A 12868-nucleotide genomic window follows, 5' to 3' on the forward strand; every position below is an offset into this window, starting at 1 on the left:
TTACTGTACCAGAGGGCACTTACAAATCGACCGGGTCCACTTCCAAAAACCAGCGCACACTGCCTGGTAGCTCGTGCAATTGCGCCAGCCACTGGGTTAAAAACCGGTGAAGCGCAGGTCTCGATTCGCTTTCAATCAGCATTTGCGCCCGCTCAATACCGCCTACCCGAACCACAGTCAACGGCACCGGGTCGCACATAAAAACAGGGCTGTCTGCATCCACCAAAGGTTCACCCAGCTCCCTCGCCGTGCTTAAAAACTGAAGGCAGTTGGCCAGCTTTTTGTGGTCGGCCCGAATGGTGGCCTGGTGGGAAAACGGCGGCATGCGTGCATCCTTACGGGCCTGCATTTCGTGACTGGCAAAGCTTTCGTAATTGTGTGCTTTCAATGCATCGAACAAAGGGTGCTGGGGGTAACGGGTTTGCACCACCATGCGGGCATCGCCTGCGCGGCGCCCCGCCCGGCCGGCCACTTGCATCAACTGGGCGAAAAGGCGTTCAGGGGCACGGTAGGCATGCGAATACAGCGAGGCATCCACATTCAAGGCCAACACCAGGGCCACATTGGCAAAATCGTGGCCCTTGGCAATCATCTGTGTGCCCACCAATACATCGGCTTCTCCACTGTGCGCCTGTTGCAGCAACGCTTCCATTTGCCCTTTGTTGCGGGTGCTGTCGGCGTCAATTCTCAAAATATTTGCAGTGGGCAGCAAGCCGGCCAGTGTTTCCTCAATGCGCTGGGTTCCGCGGCCAAACCCGGTCAAGTCCTGATTGCCGCAGGTGGGGCAATGCGTGGGCACCCGCTGACCAGCGCCGCAATGGTGGCAACGCAGCATGCGTTCATTCTTGTGCCACACCATATGAGCTGTGCAATGGTCGCAATTGGCCACCCAACCGCAGGCATTGCACACCATTTGTGGCGCATACCCCCGGCGGTTCAAAAACACAATGCTTTGTTTGCCGGCCTCGAAGTTTTGCACCAGCGCCTGCATGGCTGGCTCGCTCAATCCTTCTTTGGCCGGAAAGTTGGCCGTGTTGATCAGTTCCACTTTTGGCAAACTGGCACCCAGCACCGCCCGGTTTTTCAAACACAAGCGCTTGTACGCCCCAAGGTCGGCCTTCAACCAGCTTTCCAGGGCAGGGGTTGCCGAACCCAGCACAATCGGCACCTCGCGCTGTTTGGCCAGCATCAGCGCCAAATCGCGGGCATGGTAACGCATGCCGTCTTGCTGCTTGTATGAAGGGTCGTGTTCTTCGTCCACCACAATCATGCCAAGTCGGGGCAGTGGGGTCAGCACGCCCAGGCGTGTGGCAATAATCACATCGGCAGCGCCCGTAGCGGCCTCGAACCAGGCCTTGGTACGGGTCAACTCAGCCAGGTTGCTGTGCATCACCACGACGCGGTGAGGCGCAAGGCGTTCCTTGTAAAGTGCTTGCGCAGCCGGGGTCAGATTGATTTCGGGCAACAGCACCAACACCTGCTCGCCGCGCTTTAATCGTTCTTCCACCGTGTGCAGGTACACCTCAGTTTTGCCACTGCCAGTTACTCCATAGAGCAGAAAGGGGTTAAAGCCTTTGGCATTGGCCAGCTGCGCCACAGCGTCCAGTTGCTCGGCATTCAGCTCCGGCTTTTCAAGTTTGTCGATTTTGGTTTTGTTGGCTTTGACACTGGTGTCCGGATCGGTACGCTCTGCCAGCAACTTCATGGCATGTTCTCGGGATTTGGCCACCATCACCGGCTCCTCTCCACGGGCATTCAGAACCCGCAAGGCCTTGGGCAAGGCTTCAAGCGCGATCATGCCCAAAGGATGGTGGTAGTACTTGGCGGCAAATTCAATCAAGGCCTGCCACTGGGCGCTCAGGCATTCACCTTGGTCCAACACCGAGTGCACGGGTTTGATGTTCTCGGCCAATTGCTGATCAGGAGCAACACCCTGAACCAGACCAATTCGATGCTGACGCCCCCACGGCACAATGACACGCATTCCAAATCGGGGCATGTGTTCACTGTGCCATTGGTAAGTGAAAGCTTTGGGAAGCGGTGCAGCAACCAACACATTCACCAGCAAAGTATGTCCCTTGATCGGGTTAGATGACGTGTTTTTGTTTGGGTCTGTCTTCACAGCTTACTTTAAGTTCATGGACTAGCTGGCTTGAATTAAACGGAATACAAATTTTTTAACAGTCAATGTGGATAACTTTGTGGACATCCGTGGAAATAATCCACGGGTGTGCTACAGGATGTGAGCATTCATGTAAAGTACAAATTTTGTAAAATGCTTTTTTACTGTTTTAAAACAATAACTTAACTGATCTGCCTGCTTTTCCATTCGTCGTGCAATGCAAAAAAACGTTTCTTCTGCCTTGCGCCAAAAATGTGCATAAGTCCAAGTTTTTACTGCCTTTGTTTGCGGCTATAGGCATGAACGGCATTCACCATCACCTCCACACTGTCCGGGTTGGTGAACTGCGAAATGCCGTGCCCAAGGTTAAAGACATGGCCAGCACCAGCCTGCGGCACGCCGAAACTTTCCAAAGCCTTGGCCACCTCGGCTTCAATCTGGGCTGGCTCTGCAAACAACACATTGGGGTCGAGGTTACCCTGAATGGCACAACGGTCGCCGATTCGTGCACGGGCCTGGCCCAGGTTCACGGTCCAGTCCACCCCCACGGCGCTGGCACCACTCGATGCAATGTCTTCCAGCCACAAACCACCACCCTTCGTGAAAACGATGGAGGGAATGTTTTCCGTGAAGCTGCCGCGATTCGCCTGCAAAGGCAAACTGGCTACGATTTTCTTGATGTAATTCAGGCTGAACTTCTGGAATGCGCCATCAGCCAAGGCACCACCCCAGCTGTCAAAAATCATCACTGCCTGGGCACCTGCGTCAATTTGCGCACGCAGGTATTGGCTCACAGCTTCCGTGGTCACTTCGAGAATACGGTGCATCAGATCTGGCCGCTTGTACAGCATGGTTTTCACTTTGCGGAAATCGCTGCTGCCACCGCCTTCAACCATGTAACAAGCCAAAGTCCAAGGGCTGCCTGAAAAACCAATCAGCGGCACACGCCCACCCAAGGCACCCCGAATGGTGCTGACTGCATCTGTTACATAGCGCAGGCTGGTGCCAATGTCAGGCACCGCCAGTTTGGCCACATCGGCCTCAGTGACCAGCGGGCGCTCAAACTTGGGGCCTTCGCCTTCTGCAAAGTAAAGGCCCAAACCCATGGCGTCAGGCACGGTCAGAATGTCCGAGAACAAAATGGCAGCGTCCAGCTTGTAGCGCTCCAGCGGCTGCAAAGTCACCTCACAAGCTGCTTCGGGGTTGGTGCACAAACCCATGAAGTTGCCCGCTTTCGCGCGTGTTGCCCGGTACTCTGGCAAATAGCGGCCTGCTTGGCGCATCAGCCAGACAGGGGTGTACTCAGTGGCTTCGCGGCGCAATGCACGCAGAAAGGTGTCGTTCTTGACGGGCTGAAAACTGCTCATGTTCGTAAGTGCTTCTTGTATAAATTCAAACTAAAAACAGACGCTGGTGTTCGGTTTTCAAACAACGGTCCATCACAAAGGGCAAACCCGCCGCGCGGGCTTTGGCTTCCACCAGGTCGTTGCGAATACCCTGCTGCAACCACACTGCGCCGGCACCCACATTCATGGCCTGGGCCAATACATCGGGGGTGTGTTCAGCACGGCGAAACACATCCACCACATCAATCTTCAAACCGGTTTCCGCGATCGCTGTTTTCAAATCGGGGTAACAGGTTTCGCCCATCAAGCCACTGGGCCGCCCTTGCAAAGCCGGGTTAATTGGCAAAATTCGATAACCCTGCGATTGCAGGTACTTGGCCACGAAAAAACTGGGCTTGTGGGCCTGCGAGGAGAAACCCACCACGGCGATCGTTTTGGTGTTTTCGAGCAGTTGCTTCAGTTCAGCGTCTTGCATGCGCATTCTTCCGGCGGTTGCCCGCCCAAGCTCAAGTTTCGAAGGTCTCCATTGTGCCTGAAAAACCGGTACTTCGGATCCAGCCAAGGCCATCACGGGTGCCTGCCTTGGGCCGATACTCGCAACCCATGTGCCCGTTGTAGCCCAACATTTTCAAATGGGCATACACCGGCGCGTACTCACTGGCCCCTGGCTCGTCGCGATTGGGTACACCAGCAAGTTGCATGTGCTTCACCCGCCCAGAAGGTAAGTATTCGCTCAGCGCATTCAGCACCTCACCTTCGGTGCGCAGGCAATGATACAAGTCCATTTGCACACCCAGGTTGGGCTGGTTCAAGCGAATCAACAGTTCATGGGCGTCGGCCTGGCGGTTCAACAGGTAACCAGGCACGTCAAACCGGTTAATTGGTTCAATCAACCAGTCAATTGCCTCAGTTTTCATGGTGCTGGCCAACCACAACAAGTTTTTCTCGTAACAGTTCCAAGCTGCCCGCATGCTTTGTTCATCGTTTGAATTCACAACGCCCGCCAACACATGCACTTTGCGCACACCCAACGCCGTGGCGTAATTCACTGCCTGTTCTGTTGAACGCTTGAATTCGTCGCGCCGCGAAGGCGAACTGGCCAACCCGCGATCGCCTTTGCCCCAATCACCTGCTGGTGCGTTAATCAACACCCATTGCACGCCAGCCTCGAGCGCCTTGTCGCGCAACAGTTCAGCAGGATAATCGTAAGGAAACATGCACTCTGCATGCCTGAACCCGTCCTGTGCACAAGCATCCAATCGGTCCTTGAAATCGAACTCGATGTAAAGCCAACTCAGGTTGGCCGTCAACTTCATATTTCGAACACCAGGTGCGGGTTGAAGAAAGGATTCTCAAAAGCCTGCGGCGTCACCTGCACTTGCCCACGCTCCATTTTTCGCGCTTTGCCTTTTTTGCGAACATAACCACGTGGATTCACCAACACGCGGGTTTGACCACCGTTGTTGTGAACGGTGTAATCGAAGGAATCATGCATGTGCCCGTGCACCCACACATCGGCTTTGCCCATCAAACGACTCAGGTCAGATACAAACGCCGCGTTGATCGGGCTTAAGTTAAAGCGTGGGTGAATACTTTGCGGGTGGGGCGCATGGTGAGTAATCACCACGGTTTTTCCATCAAACGGTGAAGACAGTGCAGACTCCAGCCAATCGATATTCTGGTAGTGCAAATCGATGCCCATGCTTGGGGAAAACTGTTTGCCGCGCATGCGGATTAACTTGTAATCCGGCAAAAACGCCTTGGCCACAAGCTCGGCACCAAACCGCCAACCGGGCTGAATATTGAAATCGGTCCACAAGGTACAACCCAAAAAACGCACACCCTGAATCACCACGCTGGTGCGCTGCAGGTAATTCAACTGCTTCTTCGCGGCCAGTTCAAACAAATGGTCGTCAAGAATTTCAATGTCGTGGTTGTAATACTCGTGATTGCCTGCCACGTAGATGTGCTGTTTCTCTCCCAAGTCTGCCAGGGCATTCAAGCCCTGAGTGCCTTGGTGAATGTCACCGGCAAGGATCATCAGGTCCACGTCCTCAGCAGGTTGTGGAACAGCCGCCAAAGCGGGAAAGTGGCGCATCGTTTCAAGATGCAGGTCAGAATACAAGGCGATTTTCATGCCTTTATTCTAACCTGTAGAAAATTCAAAGCGGATTACACACCCTCAGTAGCCAACGCACTTCCCATTTGTTCAATGCACCGCAAAATATGGTCTTCCAGAATTTTGCAGGTGATATGCCGCCAGTCCAGGCGATTGATGAATACCAGGCAATCATTTTTGGGATCAACTGCAAACCAGGAGGGAATGGGTGTCGATGCGCCCATTTCGCGATTGGCTTGCAACACCTTCTTGGCAGCGGCCAGGCTGTCCACGCGAAAACGTTTCAATTCAATGTGAATATCAACCCAAGTGATGCCTTCCATCTCCCCGTGCTGCAGCAATACGGCTTGGTCGCTGAAAAAGAACACGCGACCCAGAGGGGTCATGTTGCTTGGGCGACTCTGTTGAAGGTCTTTCAACAAATCATCGAATTTCTGATACATAAATGGCTCCTTGATTGCCATTTATGTTGCGAATCCCCGCACGTAGGTTCCACAGGGTTTCACAATGGTTCCGCTCAAGAAAAAAGCCACGGTTTTCACCGTGGCTTTTCACTGGCTTTTCAACCTTGTACTGCTTAGCGTACTTTTCTCAAGCGCTTGATGGCCTGCAACTGTGCAATCGCGGAAGCCAATTCAGCCTGTGCTTGAGCATAGTCAATGTCCGCACTGCGATTGGCCAATGCCTCTTCAGCCAAACGCTTGGCTTCCGTTGCTTTGGCTTCATCCAGGTCGCTGCCGCGAAGGGCTGTGTCTGCAAGAACAGTCACTGCGTTGGGTTGTACTTCCAACACGCCACCGTTTACAAACACCACTTCTTCCTCAGCTTGACCCGCAATCTTGATGCGAACTGTACCGGGCTTGATGCGTGTAATCAGCGGGGTGTGGCGTGGGTAAATACCCAGCTCACCCTGCTCTCCGGGCAAAGCAACAAACTCTGCTTCACCTTCGAAGATTGATTCTTCTGCACTCACCACGTCCACGCGGATTGTCGACATACTCATTTCCTTTGTGATGGGCACCGGCTTGGGTTTTCACCTTGGCCGGTGCACGACACACCAATCGGATTACTGAATTTTCTTGGCTTTTTCGAAGGCTTCGTCAATGGTACCTACCATGTAGAAAGCCTGCTCTGGCAAGTGGTCACACTCACCGTTCACAATCATCTTGAAGCCGCGAATGGTTTCCTTCAGTGACACATACTTACCAGGTGAACCGGTAAATACTTCAGCCACGGTGAAAGGCTGTGACAGGAAACGCTGGATTTTACGCGCACGGGCTACGGCCAGCTTGTCTTCTGGAGACAATTCGTCCATACCCAAAATCGCGATAATGTCGCGCAGTTCCTTGTAACGCTGCAGTGTTTGCTGCACGCCTCGAGCCACGTTGTAGTGCTCTTCGCCGATGATGTTGGGGTCAACCTGGCGTGATGTGGAATCCAGTGGATCCACCGCAGGGTAAATACCCAAAGAAGCGATGTCACGAGACAACACAACTGTCGCATCCAAGTGAGCAAACGTTGTAGCAGGTGACGGGTCGGTCAAGTCATCCGCAGGAACGTATACAGCTTGCACTGAAGTAATGGAGCCCTTCTTGGTGGAAGTAATACGCTCTTGCAAGCGACCCATTTCTTCGGCCAGTGTTGGCTGGTAACCCACCGCAGAAGGCATACGACCCAACAACGCAGACACTTCAGTACCGGCCAATGTAAAGCGGTAAATGTTGTCCACGAACAGCAGAACGTCGCGGCCTTCGTCACGGAAGTATTCAGCCATGGTCAAGCCAGTCAACGCAACGCGCAGACGGTTGCCGGGAGGCTCGTTCATCTGGCCATACACCAGTGCCACTTTGTCCAACACGTTGGAATCTTTCATCTCGTGGTAGAAGTCGTTACCCTCACGAGTACGCTCACCCACACCGGCAAACACGGAGTAACCACCGTGTTGCTTGGCGATGTTGTTGATCAATTCCATCATGTTCACGGTCTTGCCCACACCCGCACCACCGAACAAGCCTACCTTACCGCCTTTGGCGAACGGGCAGATCAAGTCGATCACCTTAATGCCTGTTTCGAGCAGTTCTGTCGAGGGTGACAGTTCGTCGAAAGCAGGGGCGTTCTGGTGAATGGCACGTGTTGCGTCGGTGGTTACGGGACCTGCTTCATCGATTGGGCGACCCAACACGTCCATGATGCGGCCCAGTGTGCCTTGGCCCACGGGAACTGAAATTGGCTTGCCTGTGTTTTTCACAGCCATGCCACGGCGCAAGCCGTCTGATGCACCCAAACAGATGGTACGAACTACACCGTCACCCAGCTGCTGCTGAACTTCCAGTGTCAGTTCGGAACCTTCCATGGTTAGCGCGTCGTACACTTTCGGCATGTTGTTGCGTGAAAACTCAACGTCAATAACCGCGCCGATACACTGTACGATTTTTCCTTCGTTTGTCGCAGTACTCATCGTTATTTCCTTAATTCAAAATCGTTCCGAACATCCGCTTACACAGCCGCTGCGCCGCCGACGATCTCTGCCAATTCTTTCGTAATGGCAGCCTGGCGGGCTTTGTTGTAGGTAAGTTGCAGTTCACTGATCACATTCTTGGCGTTGTCTGACGCTGCCTTCATCGCAACCATACGTGCTGATTGTTCTGAAGCCATGTTCTCTGCCACTGCTTGATACACCAATGCTTCGATGTAGCGCAGCAACAAATCGTCAATCACGGCCTTCGCATCCGGCTCATAGATGTAGTCCCACGACGTGGAACCCTCATCGGCTTGCAGCCTGTCGCCACCCAAGGGCAGCAATTGCTCGAACACGGCTTCTTGCTTCATGGTGTTTACAAAGCGGGTGTATGCCAAATAAACAGCATCCACTTCGCCTGCAACGTACGCATCAAGTTGAACCTTGATCGCGCCGATCAGTGCTTCAAGGTGGGGCTTGTCGCCAAGACCCGTTACCTTGGAAGTCACATCAACACCAATGCGGTTAAAGAAGCCAGCGCCCTTTGTACCGATTGCGGTTGCTCGTACCTTTGCGCCCTTGGCACCAAACTCCTGAAATTTGCTGGTCACCAAACGCAGAATGTTGGTGTTCAAGCCACCACACAGACCTTTGTCAGTTGTCACAACAATCGCAGCCACGTTTTTGATCTCGTCGCGCGCCACCATGTATTCATGGCGGTATTCAGGGTTTGCCTTGGCCAGGTTGGCGCAAATATTCCGAACTTTGTCCGCGTAGGGACGAGCCGAACGCATACGGTCCTGGGCTTTGCGCATTTTGGACGCAGCCACCATTTCCATCGCCTTCGTGATCTTTCGCGTGTTTTGCACGCTCTTGATCTTGGTCCGGATTTCCTTCATTCCTGACATCGTATTTCCTCCAATGACCGGGAAGGTACGAGACCTTCCGAGTTATGCGGTGGGTACAATCAGATCGCTCTGATTAATACGCGCCAGTTTTCTTGAATGATTTCACGGCCTCGTGCAGCTTTGGCTCATCGTCTTTCGACAACTCGTAAGTCTGCTCGATACGATCGATCAGGTCCTTGTGGCTTGTCTGCATGAATTGACGCAGAGAAACCTCAAAAGGAAGAACGTTCGATACCTCGACATCATCCAAATAACCATTGTTGATTGCGAACAGGGCCAGTGCCATTTCCCATGTTTTCAATGGGGCGTACTGGGGCTGCTTCAACAACTCAACCACACGGCGACCACGTTCCAGCTGGCGGCGGGTTGCTTCGTCAAGATCAGAAGCAAACTGCGCAAACGCAGCCAATTCACGGTACTGGGCCAAGTCGGTACGAATACCGCCTGACAGCTTCTTGACCACCTTCGTTTGCGCTGCTCCACCCACGCGAGACACGGAAATACCCGCGTTAATCGCTGGACGGATACCGGCGTTGAACAAGTCGGTTTCCAGGAAGATTTGACCGTCAGTAATCGAAATCACGTTGGTTGGAACGAACGCTGTTACGTCACCAGCCTGGGTTTCGATGATTGGCAGTGCGGTCAATGAACCGGTTTTGCCTTTCACTTCACCCTTGGTGAACTTTTCAACATATTCGGCGTTCACGCGTGATGCGCGCTCGAGCAAACGGCTGTGTAGATAGAACACGTCACCTGGGTAAGCTTCGCGGCCGGGTGGGCGACGCAGCAACAGGGAAATTTGACGGTAGGCTACAGCTTGCTTGGACAGGTCGTCGTACACGATCAGGGCGTCTTCACCGCGGTCGCGGAAATATTCACCCATGGTGCAGCCAGAGTAAGGAGCCAGGTATTGCATGGCTGCTGATTCTGAAGCGGAAGCCACCACAACAATGGTGTATTCCAGTGCGCCGTGTTCTTCCAGCTTGCGCAACACGTTCACGATGGAGGAGGCTTTCTGGCCCACAGCCACGTACACGCAAGTTACGCCAGTGCCTTTCTGGTTGATGATCGCGTCGATCGCCACAGCTGTTTTACCAGTCTGGCGGTCACCAATGATCAATTCACGCTGGCCTCGGCCAACTGGAACCATGGCGTCAATCGCCTTTACACCGGTTTGCAGTGGCTGGTCTACTGACTTACGCTCGATAACACCAGGTGCCACTTTTTCGATCACGTCAGTCATCTTGGCATTCACTGGGCCCTTGCCATCAATAGGCACACCCAATGCGTTTACCACGCGACCACGCAGCTCGGGACCAACAGGCACTTCCAGAATACGGCCGGTACACTTGACCATGTCGCCTTCAGAAATGTGCTCGTAAGAACCCAAAATAACGACACCCACGGAATCACGTTCCAGGTTGAGCGCCAAACCAAAGGTGTTGCCTGGGAATTCCAGCATTTCACCTTGCATAACATCTGACAAACCATGAACGCGGCAAATACCGTCGCTCACGGACACTACAGTACCTTGTGTCCGGATGTCGGCCGATGATCCGAGGCCTTCGATCCGGCTCTTGATCAGTTCACTGATCTCAGAGGGATTAATCTGCATATTGATTGCTCCAATTACGTTTGAGGGCCAAGTTAGGCTGTTAAAGCCGCCTTCATCGCGTTAAGTTTGCCGCGCACCGAACTATCCAAAATTTGATCGCCCACAGTGACGCAAACGCCACCAATCAGCGACTCGTCCACCTGAACTGTCACGTTCAGTTTGGAACCAAATTTCTTTTCCAATGCACCACGTACGTTTTGAACTTCAGCATCAGACATGGGGAATGCAGAGGCGATGATCGCGTCTGCAGAGCCTTCATGGCTGTTCTTCAATTCTTCGAACTGTCGAGCGATTTCTGGCAAGGCCAGCAAACGGCCATTTTCCACAAGCGCACCCAAAAAATTCATTGCTTGCGCTTCCGCCGGTGTCTTGGTCAGTTCAACAAACACTTTCAACACTTGCTCGTCAGTCAACTTTGGGTTGCTGACCAGCAATTTAATGTCTTCGTTGCTTGCGACTGCCGACCACGACTGTAGCCAATCACTCCACTGGTTCAGGTTTGAGGTTTTTGCAACATCAAACGCTGCCTCAGCGTAAGGACGGGCGATGGTGGATAGTTCGACCATGTTGTGTTTCCTTAAGCTTTAGGCTTACAGTTCCGCTTTCAGTTGATTCAGCAAATCTGCGTGGGCCTGGGCGTTCACTTCCTTCTTCAGGATTTGTTCAGCGCCTTTCACCACGAGAGTTGCCAACTGATCGCGCAACTGGTCACGGGCACGTTGTGCTTCGTTCGCAGCTTCCGCTTCAGCCTGCGCAAGAATTCGCTTGCGTTCAACTTCGGCTTGTTGTTTTGCCTCTTCAATAATCTGCTGGGCACGCTTTTCTGCTTCGGCCAGGCGCTGCTGATTCTCAGACCGGCTTACAGCCAGTTCCTGTTCAGCTTTACGACCGGCTTCTGCCAAAGCCTGCTTACCACGTTCTGCAGCGGCCAGGCCGTCTGCGATTTTCTTTGCACGCTCATCGATGCTCTTGATCAGCGGGGGCCATACGAATTTCATCGTAAAGACCGCCAAGATGAAGAAAACGACGAGCTGAGCAAACAGCGTTGCGTTTAAGTTCACGGCATGTTTCCTCTAAAACGCACGAATTGGACTTAAAACATTCGTGCGGTGTTGTTCGAAGGAAGTGGCTGTAAATTAACCAACAAATGGGTTAGCAAACGCGAACATCATCGCGATACCAACACCGATCAGGAACGCAGCGTCGATCAGACCGGCCAAAACGAACATCTTTGTTTGCAGTTCGTTCATCAGTTCTGGCTGGCGAGCAGAAGCTTCCAGGTACTTACCACCCATGATCGCGATACCGATACAGGCACCAATCGCACCCAAACCAATGATAATGCCGCAAGCAAGAGCTACGAAAGCAACGTTAGTCATGACAACTCCTTAAATTGAAAAATGAAAAATTAAAAAAACCAAAAAAACTAAAAATCGATCAGTGGCCCTGATGCGCCTGGCCAATGTAGATCAAGGTCAACATCATGAAAATGAAGCCCTGAAGCAACACGATCAGAATGTGGAAAATCGCCCAGATTGTTCCGGCCAACACGTGACCCAAGAAGGCAAATGCTCCACCCAAGGACAACGCAGCAGCGCCACCCAGCAAGGCGATCAGCATAAATACCAATTCGCCTGCGTACATGTTGCCGAACAGTCGCATGCCCAGGGACACGGTCTTCGCGGCAAATTCAATGAGGTTCAATACAAAGTTGGGAATCCACAGCAGTGGGTTGGCACCAAAAGGCGCGCAGAACAATTCATGAACGAAACCACCCGCGCCCTTGATTTTGACTGAGTAGTACAGCATGAGTACCAACACACCCAGAGACATGCCCAAGGCACCATTCAGGTCGGCTGTAGCCACCACACGCATGTAGGGATCACCTGGGCTGGCTGCGAAGCCGAGTGCGTACAACAATTCACCCCAAGCCATGGGGATCAGATCAACTGGAACCAAGTCGAAAGCGTTCATAACCACGATCCAGAGGAACACGGTCAGTGCCAGGGGCGCGATAAAACTGCGGTCGCCATGAACGATGGCTTTGGACTGGTTCTCGACCATTTCCACCATCATTTCGACGAAACCCTGAAAACGACCGGGTACGCCAGAAGTGGCTTTGGAAGCTGCTTTGCGCAGCATGAGAATCACAATTAGACCAGACAGGATGGAGAAAAACATCGTGTCCAGGTTGATCACTGAGAAATCGACGATAAATTTTTGCTTATCGGTAGCGAAATGCTGCAAGTGATGGACGATGTACTCTGAGGGGGTTAGCCCATTCGGTGAAGATGCCATAC

14 protein-coding genes are annotated in these 12868 nt (G+C 52.9%); all 14 read right to left on the reverse strand.

Features of this window, described 5'->3' with window-relative positions; genetic code table 11:
* Window positions 1–19: 19 nt before the first annotated feature.
* Window positions 20–2062 (reverse strand): primosomal protein N', encoded by a 2043-nt coding sequence (locus HKT17_RS15290; protein WP_171101573.1) that lies wholly within the window; start codon window positions 2060–2062, stop codon window positions 20–22.
* Window positions 2063–2394: 332 nt separating this feature from the next.
* Complete coding sequence (gene hemE / locus HKT17_RS15295) at window positions 2395–3489, reverse strand: uroporphyrinogen decarboxylase (protein WP_105027738.1); 1095 nt, start codon at window positions 3487–3489, stop codon at window positions 2395–2397.
* 25 nt (window positions 3490–3514) lie between these two features.
* Complete coding sequence (locus HKT17_RS15300) at window positions 3515–3943, reverse strand: CoA-binding protein (protein WP_240605646.1); 429 nt, start codon at window positions 3941–3943, stop codon at window positions 3515–3517.
* A gap of 31 nt (window positions 3944–3974) precedes the next feature.
* Window positions 3975–4784: a hydroxypyruvate isomerase family protein gene (locus tag HKT17_RS15305; RefSeq protein ID WP_171101266.1), complete on the reverse strand. Its 810-nt coding sequence runs from the start codon at window positions 4782–4784 to the stop codon at window positions 3975–3977.
* Complete coding sequence (locus tag HKT17_RS15310; RefSeq protein ID WP_171101268.1) at window positions 4781–5605, reverse strand: metallophosphoesterase; 825 nt, start codon at window positions 5603–5605, stop codon at window positions 4781–4783. Before HKT17_RS15310 ends, HKT17_RS15305 begins: the two co-directional genes overlap by 4 nt.
* 35 nt (window positions 5606–5640) lie before the next feature.
* Window positions 5641–6030, reverse strand: coding sequence for a hypothetical protein (locus tag HKT17_RS15315; protein ID WP_171101270.1), 390 nt, complete (start codon window positions 6028–6030; stop codon window positions 5641–5643).
* 134 nt (window positions 6031–6164) lie between these two features.
* Window positions 6165–6584: a F0F1 ATP synthase subunit epsilon gene (locus tag HKT17_RS15320; protein ID WP_105027744.1), complete on the reverse strand. Its 420-nt coding sequence runs from the start codon at window positions 6582–6584 to the stop codon at window positions 6165–6167.
* A gap of 69 nt (window positions 6585–6653) precedes the next feature.
* Window positions 6654–8045 carry a F0F1 ATP synthase subunit beta gene (gene atpD, locus HKT17_RS15325; protein ID WP_171101272.1) on the reverse strand — a complete coding sequence of 464 codons (1392 nt, stop codon included), beginning with the start codon at window positions 8043–8045 and terminating at the stop codon, window positions 6654–6656.
* 38 nt (window positions 8046–8083) lie between these two features.
* Window positions 8084–8953 (reverse strand): F0F1 ATP synthase subunit gamma, encoded by an 870-nt coding sequence (gene atpG / locus HKT17_RS15330; RefSeq protein WP_105027745.1) that lies wholly within the window; start codon window positions 8951–8953, stop codon window positions 8084–8086.
* A gap of 73 nt (window positions 8954–9026) precedes the next feature.
* Window positions 9027–10568: a F0F1 ATP synthase subunit alpha gene (atpA, locus tag HKT17_RS15335; RefSeq protein ID WP_008247088.1), complete on the reverse strand. Its 1542-nt coding sequence runs from the start codon at window positions 10566–10568 to the stop codon at window positions 9027–9029.
* Window positions 10569–10600: 32 nt separating this feature from the next.
* Window positions 10601–11134: a F0F1 ATP synthase subunit delta gene (locus tag HKT17_RS15340; RefSeq protein ID WP_105027746.1), complete on the reverse strand. Its 534-nt coding sequence runs from the start codon at window positions 11132–11134 to the stop codon at window positions 10601–10603.
* 24 nt (window positions 11135–11158) lie between these two features.
* Window positions 11159–11629 carry a F0F1 ATP synthase subunit B gene (locus HKT17_RS15345; RefSeq protein WP_105027747.1) on the reverse strand — a complete coding sequence of 157 codons (471 nt, stop codon included), beginning with the start codon at window positions 11627–11629 and terminating at the stop codon, window positions 11159–11161.
* A gap of 75 nt (window positions 11630–11704) precedes the next feature.
* Window positions 11705–11947 (reverse strand): F0F1 ATP synthase subunit C, encoded by a 243-nt coding sequence (gene atpE, locus HKT17_RS15350; RefSeq protein ID WP_008247085.1) that lies wholly within the window; start codon window positions 11945–11947, stop codon window positions 11705–11707.
* A 58-nt stretch (window positions 11948–12005) separates the two neighbouring features.
* Window positions 12006–12866: a F0F1 ATP synthase subunit A gene (atpB, locus tag HKT17_RS15355; RefSeq protein WP_105027748.1), complete on the reverse strand. Its 861-nt coding sequence runs from the start codon at window positions 12864–12866 to the stop codon at window positions 12006–12008.
* Window positions 12867–12868: the final 2 nt, after the last annotated feature.

This window comes from Limnobacter sp. SAORIC-580, from assembly GCF_013004065.1.
Classification (GTDB): Bacteria; Pseudomonadota; Gammaproteobacteria; order Burkholderiales; family Burkholderiaceae_B; genus Limnobacter; species Limnobacter profundi.